The sequence below is a fragment of the Streptomyces sp. NRRL F-5135 genome, assembly GCF_000719775.1.
GTDB classification, from domain to species: Bacteria; Actinomycetota; Actinomycetes; order Streptomycetales; family Streptomycetaceae; genus Streptomyces; species Streptomyces hebeiensis.
On sequence record NZ_JOHR01000008.1, the window covers coordinates 352,368 to 375,541 of the forward strand.

The 23,174-nt window shown below is 70.8% G+C and carries 17 protein-coding genes and 2 pseudogenes; 6 read left to right on the top strand and 13 right to left on the bottom strand.

The genetic code is table 11. The features are described 5' to 3' along the window. Positions 1-32: 32 nt before the first annotated feature. Positions 33-2,762 carry a phosphoenolpyruvate carboxylase gene (gene ppc, locus IG02_RS0116685; protein WP_030747811.1) on the bottom strand — a complete coding sequence of 910 codons (2,730 nt, stop codon included), beginning with the start codon at positions 2,760-2,762 and terminating at the stop codon, positions 33-35. Between the two features lie 331 nt (positions 2,763-3,093). On the opposite strand from ppc, the gene IG02_RS0116690 reads away from it, so the two are divergent. Further along, on the top strand, positions 3,094-4,086 hold the full coding sequence (locus IG02_RS0116690) for an acyl-CoA desaturase (RefSeq protein ID WP_030747814.1): 993 nt from the start codon (positions 3,094-3,096) through the stop codon (positions 4,084-4,086). Further along, a complete protein-coding gene (locus IG02_RS0116695) occupies positions 4,086-4,781 on the top strand; it encodes a TetR/AcrR family transcriptional regulator (protein WP_030747819.1) in 696 nt (231 codons plus the stop codon). Before IG02_RS0116690 ends, IG02_RS0116695 begins: the two co-directional genes overlap by 1 nt. Positions 4,782-4,803: 22 nt before the next feature. Here IG02_RS0116695 and IG02_RS0116700 read toward each other — a convergent pair whose 3' ends face one another. Beyond that, the gene (locus IG02_RS0116700; RefSeq protein WP_030747822.1) at positions 4,804-5,433 is read right to left on the bottom strand and encodes a Uma2 family endonuclease; all 630 of its coding nucleotides are present in this window, start codon (positions 5,431-5,433) and stop codon (positions 4,804-4,806) included. Positions 5,434-5,571: 138 nt separating this feature from the next. Then, a complete protein-coding gene (locus IG02_RS0116705) occupies positions 5,572-6,525 on the bottom strand; it encodes a trans-aconitate 2-methyltransferase (RefSeq protein WP_078854526.1) in 954 nt (317 codons plus the stop codon). Positions 6,526-6,645: 120 nt separating this feature from the next. Between IG02_RS0116705 and IG02_RS0116710 the strand changes: the two genes are divergently transcribed. Further along, complete coding sequence (locus tag IG02_RS0116710) at positions 6,646-7,143, top strand: MarR family winged helix-turn-helix transcriptional regulator (RefSeq protein WP_030747828.1); 498 nt, start codon at positions 6,646-6,648, stop codon at positions 7,141-7,143. A 68-nt stretch (positions 7,144-7,211) separates the two neighbouring features. Here IG02_RS0116710 and IG02_RS43885 read toward each other — a convergent pair. The 9 genes and pseudogenes from IG02_RS43885 to IG02_RS0116750 form a co-directional block, all read right to left on the bottom strand. Next, positions 7,212-7,757: pseudogene (locus IG02_RS43885) on the bottom strand (LuxR C-terminal-related transcriptional regulator); the annotation flags it as partial. 318 nt (positions 7,758-8,075) lie between these two features. After that, positions 8,076-8,303 (bottom strand): annotated as a pseudogene (locus IG02_RS43890) (response regulator); the annotation flags it as partial. Between the two features lie 334 nt (positions 8,304-8,637). After that, positions 8,638-9,849 (bottom strand): galactokinase, encoded by a 1,212-nt coding sequence (gene galK, locus IG02_RS0116720; RefSeq protein ID WP_078854551.1) that lies wholly within the window; start codon positions 9,847-9,849, stop codon positions 8,638-8,640. A gap of 111 nt (positions 9,850-9,960) precedes the next feature. Next, positions 9,961-10,947, bottom strand: a complete 987-nt coding sequence (gene galE / locus IG02_RS0116725; RefSeq protein ID WP_030747838.1) for a UDP-glucose 4-epimerase GalE — start codon at positions 10,945-10,947, stop codon at positions 9,961-9,963. Next, positions 10,944-11,987, bottom strand: coding sequence for a galactose-1-phosphate uridylyltransferase (gene galT / locus IG02_RS0116730; RefSeq protein ID WP_030747841.1), 1,044 nt, complete (start codon positions 11,985-11,987; stop codon positions 10,944-10,946). The genes galE and galT overlap by 4 nt, the downstream gene beginning before the upstream one ends. 306 nt (positions 11,988-12,293) lie before the next feature. Continuing rightward, a complete protein-coding gene (locus IG02_RS0116735; RefSeq protein WP_078854527.1) occupies positions 12,294-13,055 on the bottom strand; it encodes a response regulator transcription factor in 762 nt (253 codons plus the stop codon). A gap of 344 nt (positions 13,056-13,399) precedes the next feature. Beyond that, entirely contained in the window at positions 13,400-15,352 is a 1,953-nt protein-coding gene (locus IG02_RS0116740) for a PQQ-binding-like beta-propeller repeat protein (protein WP_030747847.1), read from the bottom strand. Between the two features lie 149 nt (positions 15,353-15,501). Beyond that, positions 15,502-17,421 (bottom strand): PQQ-binding-like beta-propeller repeat protein, encoded by a 1,920-nt coding sequence (locus IG02_RS0116745; RefSeq protein ID WP_030747850.1) that lies wholly within the window; start codon positions 17,419-17,421, stop codon positions 15,502-15,504. Between the two features lie 242 nt (positions 17,422-17,663). Then, entirely contained in the window at positions 17,664-19,571 is a 1,908-nt protein-coding gene (locus IG02_RS0116750) for an ABC-F family ATP-binding cassette domain-containing protein (RefSeq protein ID WP_030747852.1), read from the bottom strand. 196 nt (positions 19,572-19,767) lie between these two features. Between IG02_RS0116750 and IG02_RS0116755 the strand changes: the two genes are divergently transcribed. The 3 genes from IG02_RS0116755 to IG02_RS0116765 all read left to right on the top strand — a co-directional run bounded on the left by IG02_RS0116755 (position 19,768) and on the right by IG02_RS0116765 (position 22,247). Continuing rightward, positions 19,768-20,067 (top strand): hypothetical protein, encoded by a 300-nt coding sequence (locus IG02_RS0116755; protein WP_030747855.1) that lies wholly within the window; start codon positions 19,768-19,770, stop codon positions 20,065-20,067. Between the two features lie 9 nt (positions 20,068-20,076). Continuing rightward, the gene (locus IG02_RS0116760) at positions 20,077-21,702 is read left to right on the top strand and encodes an alpha/beta hydrolase (protein ID WP_030747866.1); all 1,626 of its coding nucleotides are present in this window, start codon (positions 20,077-20,079) and stop codon (positions 21,700-21,702) included. 116 nt (positions 21,703-21,818) lie between these two features. Next, positions 21,819-22,247 (top strand): hypothetical protein, encoded by a 429-nt coding sequence (locus tag IG02_RS0116765; protein WP_234314770.1) that lies wholly within the window; start codon positions 21,819-21,821, stop codon positions 22,245-22,247. Positions 22,248-22,479: 232 nt separating this feature from the next. Here IG02_RS0116765 and IG02_RS0116770 read toward each other — a convergent pair whose 3' ends face one another. Continuing rightward, entirely contained in the window at positions 22,480-22,917 is a 438-nt protein-coding gene (locus IG02_RS0116770) for an ATP-binding protein (protein WP_030747883.1), read from the bottom strand. Positions 22,918-23,174 lie beyond the last annotated feature (257 nt).

The following is a 23,174-nucleotide window of genomic DNA, read 5'->3' on the forward strand; positions in this document are numbered from 1 at the left end:
GGCATCGGCCCGGCCCGCGCGGGGGACCCTGGTCAGCCGGTGTTGCGCAGGCCCGCCGCCACGCCGTTGACCGTCAGCAGCAGCGCCCGTGCCAGCAGCGGGTCCGGGGCCTCGGCCCGCTCCGCCGCCGCGCGCTGCCTGGCCAGCAGCGAGACCTGGAGGTAGGAGATCGGGTCCAGGTAGGCGTCCCGGATGGCGAATGTCTGCTGGAGGACGGGGTTGGAGTCGAGCAGCTTCTCGCCGCCGGTGATCCGCAGGACTTCCCGCACGGTCAGTTCGTGCTCGGCCTCGATGGTGTGGAAGACGTGCCGCAGTTCCTCGGGGACCAGCGTTTCCACGTAGTGGCGGGCGATCCGCAGGTCGGTCTTGGCCAGCGTCATCTCGACGTTGGAGATGAAGTTCCGGAAGAAGTGCCAGTGCTCGTGCATCTCGTCGAGGACGGCGGCGGGGCCGGCCTCGCGCAGCGCCTTGAGGCCGGAGCCGACGCCGAACCAGCCGGGCACGATCTGCCGGGACTGCGTCCAGCCGAAGACCCACGGGATGGCCCGCAGCCCGTCGAGTCCGGCACCGGAGTCGGGCCGGCGGGAGGGGCGGGACCCGAGGTGCAGGTCGGCGAGCTGGTCGACGGGGGTGGCGGCGAAGAAGTACGCGGGCAGGTCCGGGTCCTCCACCAGCCGACGGTACGCGGCGTGCGCGGCGTCGGAGACCGTGTCCATGGCCGCGTCCCAGCGGGCGAGCGCCTCGTCGGACTGGCGTGGCGCGGTGTGCAGGGCGGATGCCTGGAGGGTGGCGGCGACGGTGAGTTCCAGGTTCTCCCGGGCGAGGGAGGGGATCAGGTACTTGTCGGAGATGACCTCGCCCTGCTCGGTCACCTTGATCTCGCCCTCCAGCGTGCCCCAGGGCTGGGCGAGGATCGCGTCGTGCGAGGGGCCGCCGCCGCGGCCGACGGTGCCGCCCCGGCCGTGGAAGAGGCGCAGCCGTACGCCGTGGCGGTGGGCGACGTCGCGCAGCCGCCGCTGGGCGCGGTGGATCTCCCACTGGGAGGTGGTGATGCCGCCGAACTTGGAGGAGTCCGAGTAGCCGAGCATGACCTCCTGGACGTCGCCGCGCAGGGAGACGAGCCGGCGGTAGGACGGGTCGGCGAGCATCTCGTCGAGGATGACGTCGGCGGCGCGCAGTTCGTCCGTGGTCTCGAGGAGCGGAACGATGCCGATCTTGGCCCAGCCGCCGTGCAGGTCGATCAGGCCGGCTTCGCGGGCGAGGACGGCGGCGGCGAAGACGTCGTCGGCGCCCTGGCACATGGAGATGATGTAGGACTCGATGACTTCGGGGCCGAAGCGTTCGAATGCCTGGCGGATGGTGTGGAAGACGCCGAGGGTCTTCTCGCCCGCCGCGTCGAGGGGCGCGGGGGTGGGGGCGAGCGGGCGGCGTGAGCGGAGTTCCTTGGCGAGGAGCTTCTGCCGGTACTCGCGCGGCATGTCGGTGTAGCGCCAGGACTCCTCGCCGAGCCGGTCGAAGAGCTGACCGAGGGCGTGGTGGTGGGCGTCGGCGTGTTCCCGCACGTCCATGGTGGCGAGCTGGAGGCCGAACGCGGCGAGGGTGCGGATCGTACGGTCCATGCGGCCGTCGGCGAAGAGGCCGCCCCGGTGTTCGCGCAGGGAGGTCTGGATGAGGGTGAGGTCGTCGAGGAGTTCGGCGGTGCCGAGGTAGTCGCGGCCGCTCTGGTGCGGGGTGCCCTTGGCGAGGCGTTCGCGGGTGTTGACGAGCTTCTGGCGGATGCAGGTGGCCTTGAGGCGGTAGGGCTCCTCGGCGTTGAGGCGCTTGTAGCGGGGGCTGATCTCGGGCAGCTGGTCGAGGTCGCCGCGCAGGGAGGCGAGCAGTTCGTCGGTGGCGCCGGTGTAGCGGATGGAGTTGGAGAGCTGTCCGCGCAGGTGGTCGACGAGTTCGAGGGCGTCGGTGATGCCGTGTTCGTGCTGGAGTATGAGCACGTCGCCGGTGACCTGGGGGGTCACGTTGGGGTTGCCGTCGCGGTCGCCGCCGATCCAGGTGCCGAAGGTGAGGGGGCGGGTGCCGGGGGGCAGCTCGACGCCGACGCGGGCCAGCTCGCCGACGAGGTCCTCCAGGACGTCGCCGACCGCGCCCACGTGGAGTTCGTCCAGGTAGTAGATGGCGTTGCGGGCCTCGTCGGCCGGTTCGGGGCGGACGACGCGCAGTTCGTCGGTCTGCCAGATCAGGTCGATGCACTCGGCGAGCCGCAGGTCGTGGCGGCGCCGGTCGGAGGGGATGACGGGTGCTTCGAGGAGTTCGGCGATCCGGCGGAGCTTGTTGAGGACGGAGCGGCGGGCGGCTTCGGTGGGGTGCGCGGTGAAGACGGGGCGCACGTTGAGGTTCTTGACGGTCTCCCGCAGGTGCTCGGGGTCGGCGTCCTTGAGCCGGTCGGCGGTACGGGCCAGGAGGCCGCCCTCGGCGGCGCGCCGCTCGCGCATCTCGCGGCCTCGGTGCACCTGTTCGGTGACGTTGGCCAGGTGGAAGTAGGTGGAGAAGGCGCGGACCAGCTTGGCCGCGGTCTCCAGATCGGTGTGGCCGAGCAGGTCGGCGGCGGCTTCGCCGTCCTCGCGCGTGAGGGCGCGTACCCGCTCGACGAGGTCCAGCAGTTCGGATCCCTCCTGGCGGACGAGCGTCTCGCCCAGCAGGTCACCTAGACGGCGGATGTCGGAGCGCAGCTCCGCGCTGGCGGATGGGGTCTGGTCGGCACTGCTCACAGGTGCGGCTCCTTGCAGTGTTTGAGCACGTCTGGAGGTTTCTGGAGAGTTCAGACCGTCCGGCGGTCTGGGCGGACCGCGCTGTCCGACGCACCAAGGATAGGCGCCCTTCGCCGGACGTTATCCACAGGCTGGTTGCCGCGACGCCGCACGCTGCCATACTTACGATGCCGTAGGTTACGCACCCGTATCACGACATCCTGGTATCCGCCCGCTTGGGCGTCATCTCTCCGGTCCTGCCCACGCCTCGCCCCACTCGTTCGCCCGCCGCCCACACCGCTCCCCTTCATCACCTTCATCACCACCCTCTTCACCGTCCCCAGGGGATCTCATGACCACACCTCCCGACGTACTCGACGACTCCTCCACCCCGTCACCCAACGAGTCCGGATCGACACCTTCGGCGACACTGGGGGCCGACAGCAAGGGGTCGGTGGAGCAGATCGCGCTGATGCTGTTCATCGCCGTGCCCTTCCTGGCGCTGCTGGCGGCCGTCCCGCTGGCCTGGCGCTGGGGGGGTGTGAGCTGGCTCGACCTGGGGCTGATGGCGGGGATGTACTTCATCGGCTGTCATGGCGTGACGATCGGCTACCACCGCCATTTCACGCACGGCTCGTTCAAGGCGAAGCGGCCCCTGCGGATCGCGCTCGCGGTGGCCGGGTCGCTGGCTGTCGAGGGCCCGCTGGTGCGGTGGGTGGCGGATCACCGCAAGCACCACAAGTTCTCGGACGCGGAGGGCGACCCGCACTCGCCGTGGCGGTTCGGGGAGACACTGCCGGCCCTGATGAAGGGGTTGTGGTGGGCGCACATCGGCTGGCTCTTCGACGAGGAGCAGACGCCCCAGCACAAGTACGCGCCGGATCTGGTCAGGGACCCGGCCCTGCGCGCCGTCTCGCGCCAGTTCGCGCTGTGGACGGCCGTGTCGCTCGCCGTGCCGCCCCTGGTGGGCGGGCTGGTGACGATGTCGTGGTGGGGCGCGTTCACGGCGTTCTTCTGGGGGTCACTGGTTCGGGTGGCGTTGCTGCACCACGTGACGTGGTCGATCAATTCGATCTGTCACGCGGTGGGCAAGCGGCCCTTCAAGTCCCGGGACCGGTCGGGCAATGTGTGGTGGCTGGCGGTGCTCTCCTGCGGCGAGTCGTGGCACAACCTGCACCACGCGGACCCGACGAGCGCCCGGCACGGCGTGCTCAGGGGCCAGCTGGACTCCAGCGCGCGGCTGATCCGCTGGTTCGAGCTGCTGGGCTGGGCGACGGACGTCCGCTGGCCGAGCGAGGCACGTCTCGACTCCCGGCGCAAGGCCACGTCGTCGCACCCGGCATGATGGGCACCGTGGCGATAGAAGGCGGTACGAGCGGCAAGAGCGGCCCCGAGATGACCCGGACCCCGGGCGGCAGGCGCGCCCGCCGGGTCCGCATGACCGGCGCGGAACGCCGCGAGCAACTGCTGGACATCGGCCGCAAGGTCTTCGCGGAGAAGGGTTTCGAGGCGACGTCGGTCGAGGAGATCGCGTCGAAGGCGGGGGTCTCCAAGCCGGTGGTGTACGAGCACTTCGGCGGCAAGGAGGGGCTGTACGCGGTGGTGGTGGACCGCGAGATGCGCCAGCTGCTGGACATGGTCACCAGCGCGCTGACCGCGGGCCACCCCCGTGAGCTGCTGGAGCAGGCGGCGTTCGCGCTCCTCGACTACATCGAGAGGTACACGGACGGCTTCCGCATCCTGGTCCGGGACTCGCCGGTGGCCCAGTCGACGGGCACGTTCGCGTCGCTCATCAGCGATATCGCCACGCAGGTGGAGGACATCCTGGGCATGGAGTTCAAGGCCCGCGGCTTCGACCCGAAGCTGGCGCCGCTGTACGCGCAGGCCCTGGTGGGCATGGTGGCGCTGACGGGCCAGTGGTGGGTGGACGCGCGCCGCCCGAAGAAGTCGGAGGTGGCGGCGCACCTGGTGAACCTGGCGTGGCACGGGCTGGAGAACCTGGAGCCGAGGCCGCGGCTGATAGGGCACCGGAAGATCTGACGCCGGGCAGTCCGCGGCCCTGTCAGGCCCGGGTGATCGCCTCGTCGATGGCGAAACCCTTGGCGGGGCCCTCCGGGATCACGGCGTCCGTGCCATAGGAGACGCGGTGTTCGTCGGCGTAGATGCCCTTCCGGGTGTCGGGGCCCGCCAGCACGACGACCGTGCCGTCCTCGTCGAAGTCGTCGATGAGGACGTACAGCGGAATACCCGCGCGGGCGTACTCCCGGCGTTTGCGGGCCCGGTCACGCTCGGTGTTGCGCTGCCCGGGCGAGACGACCTCGATGACCATGGCGACGCCGGCCGCGTCGACGCCGAGGTTTTCCTCGTCGGGGATCTCATCCAGGTCCCTTGGGGCGACGAACAGGTCGGGGATCCAGACCTTCCGGCGGTGGATGACGTTGCCGTCATGCCACACCGCGTGGTCACCGCCCTCAAGGTGGGCCTCCAGCGCCCTGCGGAGACGGTTGATGAGCACGGTATGACGACGACGACCGGTTGGCGACACTTCGATGGTTCCCTCGATGATCTCGGCCCGGTAGCCCTCGGGGAGTTCCATGGTCTTCCACGTCTGCCACAGGATCTCGTCCAGTTCGGGGACCGGCGTGGGCGTGTTGTCCGTCACCGGCATCACCTCATGTGCGAGAGCGGTCATCGTGAAGCACCTCCTCCATCAGTTTGGGCGCAGGCACCACTACGGCACAAGCGACACCGTGACGCTACGGATCCGTCGCGTCACCGAGGGCGGATCGACCGACTATCACCAAAATGAGTGACGGTCGCGTCGCGGCTGTCAGGCCGCCGTGCCGGCCACCGCGAAGACGCGGCGGAAGGGGAAGACCGTGCCGTGCGGGGTCGGGGGGTAGGCGGTGCGGAGGAGGGCCCGGTACTCCTCGGTGAAGTCCGCCGCCGCCTGCTCGTCGTCCGCGAGCGCGGTGAGGACCGGGCGCAGGGCCGTGCCCTTGGTCCAGTCGAGGACCGCGTCCTCGCCGGTGAGCAGCTGGAGGTAGGTGGTCTCCCAGACCTCCACCGCGCAGCCGAGGTCCAGCAGGCGGGCGAGGTAGTCCGCGGGCTCCAGGACGGCCGCCCGGTTACGGACGGCGGTGGCCAGGCGGTCGCGCCAGCGCGGGGCGGCGCACAGGTCGGCGAGGAGGGCGTGGCTGGGGGCGGCGAAGTTGCCGGGGACCTGGAAGGCGAACGTGCCGCCGGGCGCCAGGGCCTCGATCCAGCGGGGGAAGGAGTCGGCGTGGCCGGGGACCCACTGGAGCGCGGCGTTCGAGACGATCAGGCCGTACGGCTCGTCGGGGGTCCAGGCCGTCGCGTCGGCGGCCCGGAAGTCCATGGTGCCGCCGCCGGCCGTGGGGCCCTCGTAGTCCTTCCTCGCCTTGTCGAGCATCTCCGGGGAGTTGTCGAAGCCGGTGATGCGGGCGGCCGGCCAGCGGTCCGCGAGGAGCGCGGTGACGTTGCCGGGGCCGCAGCCGATGTCGGCGATCCTGACGGTGCCGTCGGCGCCGCGCGGGGGCTCGGGGACGCGGGAGAGGAGGTCCAGGAAGGGGCGTGCCCGGTGGCCGGAGTGGCGCAGGTACTGGTGCGGGTCCCAGGTGGCCGCGGCGGGCGCCGCGGCGCCCGGGGCCCCGGTGTCCCGGCCGGCTCCGGCGGCCGGAGTGGTGTCCGGGCGGCCCGACGGACCCGCGGACGGGCCTGGGTTCGGGCCTGACGGCGGTGTGGAACGCGGCGCGGAACGCATGGTCTTGCCCCTGTCGCGGGTACGGCGCGGCCGGGCGGGCGCCCGGCGTCGACCACCATGCCGCCCACATCTCTTGACGTCAAGAGACTTCATGTCGACAGACCCTCTACACTGATCGTCATGGAGGACGAGGTCGACCGTCTGGTCGCGGCTTGGCGCCGGGAGCGCCCGGACCTCGACGTGGAGCCGCTCGAAGTGCTCAGCCGGGTCAGCAGGCTGGCCCGCCACCTCGACCGCGCGCGGCGGATCGCGTTCTCCGAGCACGGCCTGGAGCCGTGGGAGTTCGACGTCCTGACCGCGCTGCGGCGCGCGGGCGACCCGTATCAGCTCTCCCCCGGCCAGTTGCTGACCCAGACCCTGGTCACCTCGGGCACGATGACGAACCGCATCGACCGGCTCACCAAGAAGGGCCTGGTCGAGCGGGAGCCCGACCCGAGCGACCGGCGCGGTGTACTGGTCCGGCTGACCGCCGAGGGGCGGGACCGCGCGGACCAGGCGCTCGCCGGGCTGCTGGAGCAGGAGCGCGCGATCCTCGCCGAGCTCTCCCGCCAGCAGCGCGGCGAACTTGCCTCGCTGCTACGGCAGTTGACCGCCCCGTTCGACAACATTCCCGGCTGAGGGCCGGCGGGACCGTGAGTACGCCCGGATCCCCGCCCGGATGCCCGGCGCCGGGAGCCCGCCGACGATCACGGGACTGACCTCAGGGGCTGCTCCGGCGCCTCGGCGGGGCCCACGCCGGCCCGGCGGGCCAGTGCGACGGCGGCCAGGGTCGAGTGCACCCCCAGCTTGCCGAGCACGTTCTGCATGTGCGTTCGGACCGTGTGGGGCGAGAGGAACAGGCGCTCGGCGACGGCCTTGCGCCCCAGCCCCGCCACCATGCAGCGCAGGACCTCGCGCTCGCGCGGGGTGAGCGACTCGACCAGCCGCTCGCTGTCGGTGCGGTGCTTGCGGGCGGCCGTCAGTTCCCGCAGGACGCCGGTGAGCAGGGCGGGCGGCAGGTGGGTCTCGTCGCGCAGCACGCCCCGCACGACGGTGAGCAGCCGCTGGAGCGAGCAGTCCTTGGCGACCCAGCCGGAGGCTCCCGCCTGAAGGGCCAGGGCGGCCCGGCGCGGGTCGTCCTTCTCGGCGAGGACGACCGACCGGACGGAGGGCTGCGCGGAGCGGACGCCGACGACGAGCGAGATGCCGTCGACCAGAGCCTGTTCACCGCCGTCCGGGACGGCCCGCGCGACGGGCATCCTGACCGGTCCGCCGACGACCGGACCGCCGCCGACCGGTGCCCCGACGACCGGACCGCCGGCCGCGGCCGGGAGCTGCCCGCCCGCCTGCCCCGTGGCGTGTCCGGCGCCGTACGACGCCGCCGCCGGGCCCGTACCGTACGCCGCCCGGTGGCCGACGACCGGTCCGGGGCCGTACCCCGCGCCGCGGCTCCCACCGGGGCCCGCGCCCGGGCCGCCGAGCGGACCCGTGCCGTGCCCGGCGAACGGTCCTCCCGGTGCGGCCCGCGTCGCGCCGATGACCGCCGCGCCGTTCAGGCCCGCGGCCGGCCCCGGCGCCGACGGCGCGCCCGCGGGCCCCGCCGTCGCGCCGAGATCCGCGTCGACCAGCATCACGTCGAATCTGCGCCCCTCCGCGGCCGCCCGGTCCAGGCAGCGCAGCGCGGCGGGGCCGCTGCCGGCCGCCGCGACGTCCACGTCGGGCTCGGCCGCGAGCGCGGCGGCCAGTGACTCGGCGAAGATGCGGTGGTCGTCCACCACGAGAACCCGGATACGTACCAACGCAAACCCCCTGACGGCGGGGAGCGGACTGCGCGGGGCACGGCGCCCGGGAAACGGTTGGGTGTCCCGTCACCAGTCCGGCCGCCGCCGTCCTGCCGACCAACACCCCGCCCCGGGCGCCGTACCCGACTTGTCTCCACCCCTGAAACAGCACCGGCCCCCACCGGTGCTGTCCATCAGCGTACGGGCGTGGGGGCGGAGCCGAAGGTAATTCGCGGAACTCGAATGGCCTGGCCGTTTATCGTGCGTCTGACGTTTCGAATAAGACAGAAGTCGACAATAAATGACATGGAGAGTGTTGTGAATGGTTGAGAACGGCCATTTCAAAACGCTCTCAGAGCACCCGGTGCGCGCCCTTCGACGCGGTCGCCGGGAAGACCCTCGGTGCCGTGTACCCCGCCGCGGCGAACGCCTCCTCCACCGATTTCGTCACCGCCGCCGCTTCCGTCTCCTCGACCAGGACGATCGCCGACCCGCCGAAGCCGCCGCCCGTCATCCGTGCCCCCAGGGCACCAGCCGCCGTGGCCGCGGAGACCACCAGGTCCAGTTCGGGGCAGGAGACACGCAGGTCGTCGCGGAGGGACGCGTGCCCCTCGGTCAGGACCGGTCCGACGGCGCGCACGTCGCCGGCGTCCAGGAGGGCGATGACCTGTTCCACGCGGTGGTCGTCGCTCACGACGTGCCGTACGAACGCGCGGACGTCGTCGCTCTCGCCCGCCTCGGCGAGCCGGTCGAGCGCCGCGGGCAGTTCCCCGTACGGCACGTCGCGCAGCGCGCGCACCCCGAGCGCCCGCGCGCCCGCCTCGCACCCCGCGCGCCGCTCGGCGTACGCGCCGTCGCCCAGCGCGTGCTTGACCCGGGTGTCGACCACCAGGAGCCGCAGACCGTGGGCGGCCAGGTCGAAGGGGACCTGACGCCTGCCCAGGTCCCGGGTGTCCAGGTACAGCGCGTGCCCGGCGGTGGCGCACGCCGAGGCCATCTGGTCCATGATCCCGCAGGGGACGCCGACGAACTCGTTCTCGGCGCGCTGCGCGAGGACCGCCAGCTCGGCGGCCGGCAGACCGAGTCCGTACAGGTCGTTCAGGGCCAGCGCCGTGACGACCTCCAGGGCCGCCGAGGACGACAGTCCCGCGCCCGTGGGGACGGTCGAGGACAGGTGGATGTCCGCGCCGGGTATCTCGTGCCCCGCGTCGCGCAGGACGTGCACGACGCCCGCCGGGTACGCGGCCCAGCCGGTGCCGGAGCCCGGCACGAGCCCGTCCGGGCCGAGTTCGACCACGCCCTGGGAGACATCGGCGGAGTGCAGGCGGAGGACGCCGTCGGCGCGGCGGGCGACGGCGGCGAGCGCGGTGTGCGGCAGCGCCAGCGGCAGCACGAAACCGTCGTTGAAGTCGGTGTACTCGCCGATCAGGTTGACCCGGCCGGGCGCCGCCCAGACGCCGTCCGGATCGGCACCGTACAGCTCCCGGAACTCCTCGGCGACGCGCCGGGCGGCGACCGCGTCCCCGCTCTCCGGCCCGGCGTCCGCGACCTCCGCGCCGGCCACCTCCGCACCGGAGACAGCCGGGTCCGCTGCCGCCGTACCCTCAGCCGTACCCTCGGCCTCCGTACCCGTGACCGCCGCGCCCTGCCGTGCCTCACTCACCCGTGTCTCTCCTCACGCTTCGTTCTCCTCCCCGCCGCGCGCGAACGCCCACGCGTCCGCGACGATGCCCGCCAGGTCGGCGCGGCTCGGGGTCCAGCCCAGGCGGCGGTGGGCCGTCCCGGCGGACGCAACCAGGACGGCGGGGTCACCGGCCCGGCGCTCCGCGACGACCTCCGGCACGGGGTGCCCGGTGACCTCGCGCACGGTCTCGATGACCTCGCGGACCGAGAAGCCGTTGCCGTTGCCGAGGTTGCAGATCAGGTGCTCGCCGGCCACCGCCGCGTCCAGCGCGCGCAGATGGGCCTCGGCCAGGTCCGCGACGTGGATGTAGTCGCGCACGCAGGTGCCGTCGGGCGTCGGGTAGTCCTCGCCGTAGACGGAGATCGACTCGCGCTTGCCGAGGGCGACCTGGAGGACCAGCGGGATCAGGTGCGACTCGGGGTCGTGGCGTTCGCCGGCGGTGGCTCCGGAGCGCGTGCGGTACGCGCCCGCCACGTTGAAGTACCGCAGCGAGACGGCGGCGAGGCCGTGCGCCGCGCACTCGCCGCCGATCATGTGGTCCACGGCGAGCTTCGTCGCGCCGTACGGATTGGTGGGCGCGGTCGGGTCGGTCTCCGTGATCGGGGTGGAGACGGGCTCGCCGTAGGTCGCGGCGGTGGAGGAGAAGACCAGCGTGCGCACACCGGCGTCGCGCATGGCGGCGAGCAGCGCCATGGAACCGCCGACGTTGTTGTCCCAGTACTTCTCGGGCCTGGCGACGGACTCGCCGACCTGCGAGGAGGCGGCGAAGTGCAGCACCGCGTCGTACGACGAGTCCACCCACTTGGCCGCGTCCTGGACCCGGCCCTCGATGAACTCGGCGCCCTCGGGCACGCCCTCGCGGAAGCCGGTGGAGAGGTCGTCGAGGACGGTCACCTCGTGGCCGGCCTCCAGCAGATGCGCGGCGACCACGCTGCCGACGTATCCCGCACCGCCCGTGACCAGGTACTTCTTGCTCACTCGCTCGCTACCTCTCGCAGTCGCTCGGCCGCGGCCTCCGGCGGCACGTCGTTGATGAACACACTCATGCCGGATTCGGAACCCGCGAGGAATTTCAGCTTGCCGGAAGTGCGGCGGATGGTGAAAAGCTCGAGGTGGAGCGCGAAGTCCGCGCGTCCGGCCGCCCGGAAGGGCGCCTGGTGCCAGGCCGCGACGTACGGCGTGGGCGGTTCACCTTCACCGAAGATCCGGTCGAAGCGCCTCAACAGTTCCAGATAGATCTGTGGAAACTCTGTGCGCGCCTCCTCGTCCAGCCCGCGCAGGTCGGGGACCCGGCGCTTGGGGTAGAGGTGCGCTTCGTAGGGCCAGTGCGCGGCGTACGGCACGAAGGCGATCCAGTGCGCGCCCTCCAGCACCACCCGCGTGCCCTCGGCGCGCTCGCGCTCGACGATGTCGTCGAAGAGGTTGCGGCCGGTCTTCTCGCGGTGTTCGCGCAGGGAGCGCAGCATCAGGTTCGCGCGCGGGGTGGCGAAGGGGTACGCGTAGATCTGCCCGTGCGGATGGCCGAGCGTCACGCCGATCTCGGCGCCGCGGTTCTCGAACGGGAAGACGTGCTCGACCTGCGGCAGCTCGGCCAGTTCCGCGGTGCGGTCGGTCCACACCTCCAGGACCGTCCCGGCCTGCTCCTCGGTGAGGTCCTTGAAGGAGGTGTCGTGGTCGGAGGTGAAGCAGACCACCTCACAGCGGCCGGTGTCCCCGGCGAGGGAGGGGAAACGATTCTCGAAGACGACGACGTCGTAGTCGTCCGCCGGGATCTCGCTGAGCCGGCCGTCCCGGGAGGGGCAGAGCGGGCACTCGTCGGCGGGCGGGTGGTACGTACGGCCCTGGCGGTGCGAGGCGATGGCGACCGAGTCACCGAGCAGGACGTCGTGGCGCACCTCGGAGGTGGTGGAGGTGGGCCCGAGGGGCCGCTGGTCGACGGCGCCGCGCACGGCGTCGTCGCGGGAGTCGTAATAGACCAGCTCGCGACCGTCGGCGAGCCTCGTCACCGTCTTCTTCATCGGTCGATGCCTCCGAACCGCTTACCCACTCACCCAACAGAACCGAACACAAGAAATCATAACCCAACAGTCCGGTCAACGCCGAGGTGATGGGTGGGGCAGTGGGGCAGTGGGGCAGTGGGGCAGTGGGGCAGAGAGGCGGGGAGGCGGGGAGACCCGAGCTGCCGCGGGTTGCCCCGGGGGCGTGGCGGCGGTCGCCTGGGGGCGTGCCTGTGTCCGCGGGGGCGTGCCGGTTGTCCGGGCGTCTCGGGGTCGTGGCGGCCGGCTGGGCGACCTGGGCTCGTGGCGCGGATCGGCGGACGCGGGCTAAGGACGCGCGCGCCCCTCACGCGGTCCCGCGCCGGACCCCGTACCGGGCCCCGCGCCGTTCCCCGCCTCCGCGCCCCCGGCGCCGCGCCGCCTGATCAGCACCGCGCGCTCCAGCAGCCCCGTCCGTGCCGCCAGGGCCGCCGCCTCCAGCCGCGACCCCACACCGAGCTTCATCAGCACCCGCTGCACATGCGTCCGCGCCGTACTGGGCGCGATGCCCATACCGGCCGCGATCAACCGCGTGTCCTCGCCCTCCGCGACCCGTACCAGTACCTCGACCTCGCGCGGAGTGAGCAGCCGCAGCAGGCGCTGGCCCTCGTCGTCCGGCTGGGCCGCCGGGTTGAGCAGTTCGGTGAACGCGCCCTGGAGCAGCTGCGGCGCCACCGCCGCCTCCCCCGCCCGCGCCTTCACCATGGCGCGCTCGACGCCCTCGATGCGCTCGTCGTGGCGTACGTAACCGGAGGCGCCGGCCGCGAAGGCCGCTGCGATCCCGCGCGGGCTCGGCACCGGCCCGAGCACCACCACCGCCACCTGCGGGCGCTCCCGCTTGATCCGTACGACCGGGTCGAAGACGCCCGGCTCCGCCGGCGCCGCCGTGCCCATCAGGCACACCTCGGGCGCCCTGCTCACCACCAGCTCCGCGGCGCCCGCCGTGGGCGCCGCCGCCGCGAGCACCCGGTGCCCGCGCAGTTTGAGCGCCGAGGCGAGCGCCTCCGCCAGCAGCCTGTGGTCGTCGACCACCATGAGCCGCACGCCCATCGAACAATCCCCCTCCCCGCCGGTCCCGTTCCGTGCTGGACCCCGGCCCCCCGGCCTCCTGCCCCGGCAAGCTACACGCTTGTTCGACGTCGCGCGCCCCCTAATGGTCAGAAGCCCCTCGGATTGCCGAATTCCCCGCCGTTCAGCCCGCGTTGGGCGGGAGGAAGAGATATGGAAGGGCCCCGGTCGGAGACGCGGAAGGGCCCCGGGCCCGTGCCGGACCGGCGGACGATGTCCGGCGGAACGGCACGGGCCCGGGGCCCCGATCGCGCGGCGCACGGGCGCGGCGCACGGGCGCGGCACATGGGCGCGGCGCATCGGCGCGGCGCACGGGCCGCGCCGCGTCAGTCCCCGGCCGTCGTGAACGCGACCGCGAGATACGACTTGTCGTCCAGCGAGGTCTCGGTCGGCTTGCTCAGCATCTTGTCGGAGATGAACATCCGGCCCTTCCCGTAAAGGATCTCGGAGTACTCCAGCGAGAAGCTGGTCTCCGCGTCCCGGACCGCCTCGTCCGCCGGATTCTCCATCAGCACCGTCTGCTTGAACGTGCTGCCGTCGATCGAGACGATCTGGCCGCCCTTGTCGTACGGGGGCACCTTGTACGCGATGATGTTGCCGCCGTCCATCCGCAGCGGAACCATCGAGTAGCGGTCGCCCGCGTCCGCCCGGTCCGAGGTGGACTTGCCGGTGGCCAGGTCGAAGGAGACGATCTCGTTCGTGTCGCCCGTCGCGCTGCTGCCCTCGTGCGCCTCGGTCGGAACGTAGAGCCGGCCGTTGCCGACGGCCAGCTGCTGGCACTGCTCGACCTCGGTGGATCCGCACCGGCCGCCGTACTTGTCGGCGTCGGCCGGGATCTTGGCCCGTAGCTTGCCGGTCTTCTCGTCGATCGAGAAGTAGTCCGAGATGCTGCTGCCGTCCTCCGCGACGTCACCGACGTTGGCGGCCACCACCAGCGGCTTGGTCGAGACGACAGCCGTCCACTCGACACCCGCGGGCATCTTGAACGAGGAGATCGGGGCGCCGGTCTCCGGGTTCATGTACTGGACGGTGAGCTGCGGGTCGTCGTACGTACCGCACTTGCGGATCGCGACCAGGGCCGGGCCGCCGGCGTACCCCTGGTCGTAGCAGCCGTCGGCGGTGACCTCGGGCTTCCAGCGGACCGTTCCGTCGGCGATGTCGAAGGCGGCGCCGCCGTCCGTGCCGCCGGCCGCGACGGTCTTCCCGCTCAGGGTGATCTCGTCGTACTTGACCTTGTCGTCACCGGCGTTGGACGCCTTGACGGACGTGCTCCAGGCCAGCTTCCCGGCCGCGAGGTCGATGACGCCGACCTCGGTGCACGGCTGGTAGCTCTTGCCCTTGGTGACCTTGGCCGCCTCGAAGGCGATCGCCGTCTTGTCGTCGTCGGTGACGTGCTTCGTCGCGGCGCAGACCTGGCCGGGCAGCGGAATCGTCCAGAGCTGACTGCCCGTCTTGATGTCGTAGCCGACGACCTGGTTGACACCGGTCTTCACGTACGCCGTGTCGGTCAGCCAGGAGCCGTCCACCGCGGTCACGTCGGTGACCTTGGGCACGGGCAGCTGGAAGCCGACCTTGGCCGCGGGGTTGTCCGGGGCCTTCTCCTTGCCGGGCCCGTCCGGGGCCTTGCCGCCGCCCTCGGAGGAGTCCGACGAGCCGCCCTTCGCCTCGTTCTTCGGGTCGTCGCCGCCGTCGGACGAGGCGAACCAGATGCCGCCGCCGATGATCAGCACGACGGCGACGGCCGCGGCGATGATGATCTGCATCTGGGCGGTCAGCTTCTTGCCGCCCCCGCCGCCGGGGCCACCGCCCTGTTGGAGCGGCTGCGTGTACGGGCCCTGCGGGCCGTACGGACCGGGCTGACCGTACGGGCCGGGCTGGGCGTAGGGACCAGGCTGACCGTACGGGCCCGGCGGCTGCTGACCGGGCTGGCCGGGCTGACCCGGGTAGCCGTAGCCCGGTTGCTGCTGCGGATATCCGTACCCCGGCTGGCCGGGCTGGGCCGGCTGACCCGGTTGCTGCTGCGGGTAGCCGTATCCCGGCTCGACCGGCCGGCCCGGCTGGACCGGCGGGCCCTGCGGCGCGGACGGCGGCTGCGCCGGAGGCTGCGGAGGCGGTCCGGCAGGGGGTGGCCCGGCAGGGGGCTGTCCCGCCGGAGGCGGCGGGGTGCCGTACCCGCCCGGCGGCGGGTCCTGCGGAGCGCCGAACCCTCCCTGCGGGGACTTGTGCGGTTCACTCGGTGGCTGCTGTGGAGGTTGAGGTGGCTGGGGCGGCTGCGTCATGGCGTACGTCGTACCTCGGAGAAGAAGTCACGGAAAGGGAAGCGCGCGTCTGGAACCCGCGCACAGGGCCAGTGCCCCTCCCGGTACTGCGGGAGGAGGGAAGGAACGGGAAGAGAAGAAGAGAAGGCGAGGACGCGCCCGGGACCTGATCAGTCCTCGAAGGCCATCATCGTCTTCGTCTGCTTCTCCTCCTCGTCGCTGCTCGCGCTGACCCGGCCGCTGGCCAGGTAGAACCGGCCGTCCGCGTACAGCATCTTCGGCGAGTAGAACGACGACTCGATCTCGGACGTGGAGGCCGGGTGCCGCTGGATCACCTTGGGCGCGCCACCGGTCGGGGCGATCGTCGCGACCGAGCCGCCCTCGTTGTACGAGGCGCCCATGTAGACGAGGACCTTGCCGTCCTCCATGCCCATCGGCTCCATCTCGCGGCCCTCGGGCGCCTTGGAGCGCCACTTCGCCTTGCCGGTGTCGAGGTTGAAGGCGACGACCTCGTTGGTCGCCGAACTGCCGCTCTCGTCGGGCTCGGTCGACATGTAGAAGGTGTTCGCGTCGGCGGCGACGCCGGTGCAGCCCTCCAGGTTCTCGCCGAACACGACGAAGGAACCCACGCAGCGCGGCGCGAACTTGTCGTCGCCGCCGTCGATCTGCGAGCGCGCCGAGCCGTCCGCGTTGAGCGCGAGGATGCTCCAGCTCTTCTCGTCGTCGTTCTTGACGGAGACGACGAGCGGGTTGACCGAGTAGGCCTTGTCGACGGTCCAGTTCTCCTTGAGCTTGTACGTCCACTTGGCCTTGCCGGTGGCGGGGTCAAGCTCCTGTATCTGGTTCTGCTCGGTGTCGTAGTCGGCCGTGGGGCAGCTCTCGGCGGCTATGAGCTTGGCGCCGCCGGCGAACGCGTAGGGCTGGCACTCGCCCGGCAGTTTGCCGAACAGTTCCGTGCCGTCGCTCACCCGGTAGGCGTCGGAGTTGCCGGTGCGGGCGGCGGTGACCGTGTCCCCGCTGATGGCCAGCGTGATGTCGCCCAGCATGTCGAAGTTGCCGCGCTCGGCGACCTCCTTCTTCCAGCCGCCCTTGCCGTTCGTGGCGTCCACCATCTGCAACTGGTTGCACTTGGCCTTGTCGCTGGTCCCGCTCTTGTACGCGATGACGAGCTTGCCGTCGGCCGTGGGCGTCTGGGGGGCCGCGCACACCTCGGCGGGCAGCGTCAGCGTCCACTTCTTCTTGCCGTCGGCGGCCGAGTAGCCCGCGATGCTCTTGAACATGGCCTTCACGACGGTGTCCCCGACGATCCACGGGCCGTACACGTCCGCGCCGTTGCGCGGCAGGTCCACGTCGTTGGTCTGGAGCCAGGAGATCTTGGACTCGCCGTCCTTGCGCCCGGCGTTGAGGTCGTCCTCCGCCGCGCGGCCGCCGCCGGTCCCGTCACCCTTGTCGATGCCGGACGAACCCTTGCGCTTGGCGTCCCCGCTCTCGCCCGCTACGGGCTTGGAGCCGCCCTCGTCGTCGCCGCTGAGGGCGAACCACGTTCCGCCGCCTATGACGAGCAGCGCGGCGGCGGCCGAGGCGACGATGATGCCGGGCTTGCCCTTGAAGAAGTCCTTGCCGCCGCCACTGCCGCTGCCGCCGCCGGGCGGGGGTGTCGGGGCGCCGGGGTACTGCTGGGGCGGGTAGCCGCCGCCGTACGGTCCGGCCTGCTGGGCGTACGGCCCTGCCTGCTGACCATAGGTACCGGGCTGCTGGCCGTACGGTCCGGGCTGGGCGTAGGGGCCCGGCTGCTGGCCGTACGGTCCCGGCTGCGGGGCCTGGGGGTAGCCGTACCCGGGCTGTGCGGGCGGCTGTTGCGGATATCCGTACCCCGGCTGCCCCGGCGGGGTCTGGGGCGACCCCGGCGGAGTCTGGGGCGACCCCGGCGGAGTCTGGGGCGGCATCTGGGGCGCCCCCTGCGGGGGCGGTGGGCTCTGGGGCGGCGGGCCCTGCGGGGCCTGCGGCGGGCCGGTCGGGGCCTGCGGCGGCGGATCCTGCGGAGCGCCGAAGCCTCCCTGCGGCGGTTGCTGTTCGGGCGGCTGGGTCATCAGCGCTTCCCCCTTTTTCATACGGACCGCCGCCCGGTCGGCCTCCCCCGCGATTCCGGTGGATGACCTCCGGAATGGAGCGATTCGGGCGGTGGTTTCCGCATCGTCACATCAGTCGAGCGGGGCTTCTTTGTATCACTCGGACCCCACTACAGGAGGGCCGGTCCCGCCCCTGTACCCAAGGGAGGACCGGCCCGTGATGCGGTCGTTATGGCCTCTGCACGCGGTCTCTACAGGTCGGCTCAGGCGCTCTCCGCCAGCTCCAGCCACCGCGTTTCCAACTCTTCCCGGGTGCCCGCGAGTTCACGGAGCTCACCGTCCAGTTTCGCCACTTTCTCGAAATCCGTGGGGTTGTCGGCGATCTCCTGGTGAAGGGCCGCCTCCCGGTCGGAGAGCTTGTCCAGCTGCCGCTCGATCTTCTGGAGCTCCTTCTTCGCGGCGCGGCTGTCCTTGGCGGAGGACACGCCGGCCCCGGCTCCCGAGCCGGCCCCTGAACCGACCCCGCCCCCCGCGGCGGAACGCGCGCCGGACGACTGGCCGGCCTGCCCGGCCCGGGCGGGCGACGAGGAGCCCGCGGGCGAGGCGACCGACGAAGCGGAAGCGGCCGGCGCCTCGGCCTGCTTCGCGCGCCGTTCCAGGTACTCCTCGATCCCGCGCGGCAGCATCCGCAGGGTCATGTCCCCGAGCAGGGCCATCACCTTGTCGGTGGTGCGCTCGATGAAGAACCGGTCGTGGGAGATCACGACCAACGAGCCCGGCCAGCCGTCGAGCAGGTCCTCGAGCTGGGTGAGCGTCTCGATGTCGAGGTCGTTGGTCGGCTCGTCCAGGAAGAGGACGTTCGGCTCGTCCATCAGCAGCCGCAGCAGCTGGAGCCGGCGCCGCTCACCGCCGGAGAGGTCCCCGACGGGCGTCCACTGCTTCTCCTTCGTGAAACCGAACTGCTCACACAGCTGGCCCGCGGTCATCTCCCGGCCCTTGCCCAGGTCGACCCGGTCCCGTACCCGCTGAACCGCTTCGAGGACCCGCAGCGCCGGGTCGAGCTCGGCCACCTCCTGGGAGAGGTACGCGAGCCGGACCGTCTTGCCGACGACGACCCGGCCGGCCGCCGGCTGCGCGTCGCCCTGGCTACGGGCGGCCTCGGCGAGCGCGCTCAGCAGCGAGGTCTTGCCCGCGCCGTTCACCCCGACCAGGCCGATCCGGTCGCCGGGGCCGAGCTGCCAGGTGAGGTGACGGAGCAGTACCTTCGGCCCGGCCTGGACGGTCACGTCCTCCAGGTCGAAGACGGTCTTGCCGAGCCGCGCGTTCGCGAACCTCATCAGCTCGGAGGTGTCACGGGGCGGGGGGACGTCTGCGATCAGGTCGTTGGCCGCCTCCACCCGGAACCGCGGCTTGGACGTACGGGCGGGCGCGCCCCGGCGCAGCCAGGCCAGCTCCTTGCGCACCAGGTTCTGCCGCTTGGCCTCCTCCGTCGCGGCGATGCGCTCGCGCTCGGCGCGGGCGAAGACGTAGTCGGAGTAGCCGCCCTCGTACTCGTGCACCACGCCGCGCTGGACGTCCCACATGCGCGTACAGACCTGGTCGAGGAACCACCGGTCGTGCGTCACACAGACGAGGGCGGACCGGCGGGCCCGCAGGTGCCCCGCCAGCCAGGCGATGCCCTCGACGTCGAGGTGGTTGGTGGGCTCGTCCAGCACGATCAGGTCGGGCTCGCCGATGAGTAGCTTGGCGAGCGCGATCCGGCGCCGCTCGCCGCCGGAGAGCGGGCCGATGACGGTGTCGAGCCCCTGGGGGAACCCGGGCAGGTCGAGCCCGCCGAACAGCCCGGTGAGCACGTCCCGGATCCGCGCGCTGCCGGCCCACTCGTGGTCGGCGAGATCCCCGATGACCTCGTGCCGGACGGTGGCCGCGGGATCGAGCGAGTCATGCTGGGTCAGCACCCCGAGCCGCAGCCCGCCACTGTGCGTGACGCGCCCGGTGTCGGCCTCCTCCAGCTTGGCGAGGAGACGGATGAGGGTCGTCTTGCCGTCCCCGTTGCGGCCCACGACACCGATCCGGTCGCCCTCGGAGACGCCGAGAGAAACGCCGTCGAGCAGCGCACGAGTGCCGTACACCTTGGTGACTGTCTCGACATTGACCAGATTGACGGCCATCAACGCTCCTGTACGGGGGGATCGGTCAGCGTCCCAGCGTAGTCGCCGTGAGCGGAGCGTTGGTCTTGGGCGAAATGTCGGGCGCTTCACCCCCTGGCTCCCCCGCCCTCCCCGTGGTCCCTTGCCCGGCGAAACCGACTGACCAGTAGGATTGGCGCAGAGTATTCAAGACGCTACGGACCGACATGGGGGCCGAATGGGCTGGGACCTCAACATCTCCGCAGGCGAACTCAGGGCGTCGGCGGGGGCGGCGGACAGCCTGGTAACGGATCTGCAGCCGTTCCTGCGGAAGGCACTCGCCGATCTGACGGACGCGTCCGTGACATTCCGCGACTGGACGGCAGGCCCTCGGATGGCGGAGACGAGCGACGGCTGGGGCAGCGCACTCGGCACCCTCCGCGACGACCTGTCGCTGCACGCGGTGGGTATGCGCATGCTCGCTGACGGTCGCGACATCATGGAACAGGATGTCATCAGCTGTTTCAGAGGCTGGTGAGACCGAAGAATGCCGAAGAACTTCACACGCCTGTTCAACCAGGACTTCTCCGATCTCGATGCTGCGATTTCTTCTTGGAAGAAGCTCGCCGAAGCTCTGGGCACGACCCAGACCGACAGCGGTAAGCGAGTGACGGGACCGCTCCGGAAGGCCGGCTGGTCCGGAGTCAGCGCCACGTACGGCTTCGAGGCGATGGAAGCGACCGAGAGCAAGCTCGGCACGGCACGGCTGAACGTCCAGCTGATCGCCACCACCTTGGCCGCCTTGCAAACCAAGATGCAGGCGGCGAAGCGCAAGCTGCGCAACGCCGTGGCCGACGCCGAAGAAGCGGGGCACAAGGTCCGAGACGACGGCTGGGTGGAGCCGAAGCAGGCCGTGGATGCCAAGTACCACAACGATGGGGACTACGAAGACCTGCAACAGCAGGCCAACGCGGGCCTGGGCGGCTTCCGCGCCCGCATCGAGGACGCCCTCTCCGACGCCGATACGGCGAGTTACGAAGCGGCCGAACTACTCCACCAGATCGATCCGTTCGACCTCGACAAGCGACACGGCGGCACGAGCGCCCAGGAGGACGCGGGGCGGGTCGCCGAATTCGCCGGGATCAACAAGAAAGACATCCCGGACGGGAAAAACCCAAAGGAGGCTGCCGAGTGGTGGGCGCGCCTGGACGATGACAGGCAGAATTTCTACCTCGCCGCGTTCCCTGATCAGATCGGCGCGCTGGACGGGCTTCCTGCGACAGCCCGGGACCAGGCCAACCGGACGACACTCGACATCCAACTCAACGACTACGCGATGCGAGAGAGCGGTCTCGGATTCCACGACCGCAGCAGCTACCGATCACTCAGCACTCTCAAAGACCGCTTGGAGAGAGCGGAAACCGGGCCCGCCTACAAACAGCTGTATCTGCTCGGCATAAGTATGGAAGGGGACGGCCGGGCAATCGTCGCGATCGGCAACCCGGACACGGCCAAGCACACTGCGGTCCAAGTACCGGGTACAGCAAACCAATTGGACAACTTTGGCGGTCAGATCGAGCGTGCCAGCAAGTTGCAGGACGCGGCGAAAGCACGCGCCACGGGGGGAGACAATGACGTCTCGGTCATTTCGTGGCTGGACTACAACGCTCCGGAGCTCAACGTCTCGAGACCGCGTGAGTTCGAGATGAACCTTGGTATCGCTACTGACGGACGTGCTGCAGACGGAGCCGAAGACCTGCGCGGCTTCACACATGGTCTTCGCGCAGCCCATCAAGGCGAGCGCACACACCTAACCGTCCTGGCTCACAGTTACGGCTCCACAACCGCCGGTGCCGCCGACGCGGGCGGCAATGGCTTGGACGCTGACGACATGGTCGTCCTTGGCAGTCCAGGACTGACAGTTAAGCGAGCGGACGAGCTTCAAATCGACCCGACCCGCTTGTGGGTTGGTGCCGCTGCTGACGACCGTGTCTCCAACTGGGCATCCGACCTCTCACTGGGCGCCGATCCAAAGAAACCGGAATTCGGCGCGCAAAGAATGTACGTAGACACGAGCGGACACAACGGCTACTGGAATGACGGCAGTCAAAGTCTGGAGAATCAAGGGCGCATCATCGTCGGCAAGACCCCCAAGAACGGAAGCATAGGCTAATGCCTCGAAAACGCCTTCACTCCTCACCCATACGCCTGAGCGCTATGACTCTAGCCCTGACCTTGCTCCTCGGAGGCTGCATGTCGGACAGTGAAATCAATGACCCTTTGCCTCGCATGAGCAAGAAGAAGGCGGAGGAGTGGGCAAAGCACTGGATCGAGTCCATGGCCCGAACGGCCGGCGCCGAGATCAGAACTGAAACTGAACCCGATGCACCAGCAGCCAAATTCACCGACTGCGTGGGAGAGAACAACGAGATTGCTGACGACGGCCGTTTCACACTCCGCTATGACGTGCACGCCTATCTGGCCAGAAACCGGCAGACGGAGGGCATCCGGGCGATCAGGGACACCCTCAAGGCGAAGGGATTCGAGATCCAGGGCTATCGCTCCGACCCAACCATGAATCCTGTGAACCTGGTGGATGCAAAACATCCGAACGATCACCAGTTCGTCTCGGTCGAAGACCTTAACGACGAACTCATCCTTCTGACCGTCAGCACCCCCTGCCTCCTCCCACCCGGTGCCAAGCAGCAGCAGTTCTGACTCCGGCACCACGCCCGCCCGGGCCGAGGACAGTCACCGCCCTGCCCCCCGGCCCGCCGAGCACGGCGGAGGCGGGCCAGGACGAGAAGTGCGCCCCACATCTCCAGCGATGTCCCGACTGTGGGGTGCGCCGTTGCGGTAAGCGGTACAGGGGACGCAATACCCGGCGCCCGTGAGTCGCCGGACGGGCGGCGCCGCGCGAAGACCTGGCGCAGGCGCCCCGCCCAGGCCATCACGCCAGCCCCCCGGGCCGGTCCCCCGCCACGGCGAACCGCGCCCACACGCACTTGCCGTACTCCAACTTGCGGCAGCCCCAGGAATCGGACAGGGCAGCGACGAGAAGCAGCCCGCGCCCTCCCTCCACCTCGTCGGGCGAGCAGGCCATGCGCACGAGGGGGAGCCTCTCCCCGTCGGGATCAGAGATCTCCAACACGACAGCTCCGCCGTCGAGATGGACCGCCACCTGAATCTCTGCGAGGGGGACGCGGCAGTGAACGACGGCGTTGGTGACGAGCTCACAAGCGACCAACTCAACGTCCGATGCGATGCAGTTGAACCCCCACTTCTCCAGCACGCCTCTGACCCGCGCTCGGGCGGCCGGCACCTGTGCCTTGCGCTTGGGGATACGGAACGTGTCCCGGAACAGGTCGTCCGTGTGGGCTGCGGGCATGACGTGCCTCCTGGCTGAGACATGGCCGAAGTTGCGCCGCGTAGCGAACTACTCACGCAACGGTGGCCGCGCCATACGCGACAGCAAGGACCGCACCAGGCCCCCCTCCACTTCACCCCCGCCCAGTGGCACACCTTCCTCACCAGCACCAAGAATCGCGCCTTCAGCGTCTGAGGGCGCCGTATACGCAACAGCGCACGCAAAAGAGGCCCCCGGCGCCGGGGGGCTCGGCCATGACGGCGGCCCGGCCGCTTCGC

Bases quoted from the DNA above. Each gene is read 5' to 3' on its own strand.
- IG02_RS0116690 (WP_030747814.1), top strand. From the start codon at position 3,094: ATGACCACACCTCCCGACGTACTCGACGACTCCTCCACCCCGTCACCC.
- IG02_RS0116695 (WP_030747819.1), top strand. From the start codon at position 4,086: ATGGGCACCGTGGCGATAGAAGGCGGTACGAGCGGCAAGAGCGGCCCC.
- IG02_RS0116700 (WP_030747822.1), bottom strand. From the start codon at position 5,433: ATGACCGCTCTCGCACATGAGGTGATGCCGGTGACGGACAACACGCCC.
- IG02_RS0116705 (WP_078854526.1), bottom strand. From the start codon at position 6,525: ATGCGTTCCGCGCCGCGTTCCACACCGCCGTCAGGCCCGAACCCAGGC.
- IG02_RS0116710 (WP_030747828.1), top strand. From the start codon at position 6,646: ATGGAGGACGAGGTCGACCGTCTGGTCGCGGCTTGGCGCCGGGAGCGC.
- galT (WP_030747841.1), bottom strand. From the start codon at position 11,987: ATGAAGAAGACGGTGACGAGGCTCGCCGACGGTCGCGAGCTGGTCTAT.
- IG02_RS0116735 (WP_078854527.1), bottom strand. From the start codon at position 13,055: ATGGGCGTGCGGCTCATGGTGGTCGACGACCACAGGCTGCTGGCGGAG.
- IG02_RS0116740 (WP_030747847.1), bottom strand. From the start codon at position 15,352: ATGACGCAGCCGCCCCAGCCACCTCAACCTCCACAGCAGCCACCGAGT.
- IG02_RS0116745 (WP_030747850.1), bottom strand. From the start codon at position 17,421: ATGACCCAGCCGCCCGAACAGCAACCGCCGCAGGGAGGCTTCGGCGCT.
- IG02_RS0116750 (WP_030747852.1), bottom strand. From the start codon at position 19,571: ATGGCCGTCAATCTGGTCAATGTCGAGACAGTCACCAAGGTGTACGGC.
- IG02_RS0116755 (WP_030747855.1), top strand. From the start codon at position 19,768: ATGGGCTGGGACCTCAACATCTCCGCAGGCGAACTCAGGGCGTCGGCG.
- IG02_RS0116760 (WP_030747866.1), top strand. From the start codon at position 20,077: ATGCCGAAGAACTTCACACGCCTGTTCAACCAGGACTTCTCCGATCTC.
- IG02_RS0116765 (WP_234314770.1), top strand. From the start codon at position 21,819: ATGAGCAAGAAGAAGGCGGAGGAGTGGGCAAAGCACTGGATCGAGTCC.
- IG02_RS0116770 (WP_030747883.1), bottom strand. From the start codon at position 22,917: ATGCCCGCAGCCCACACGGACGACCTGTTCCGGGACACGTTCCGTATC.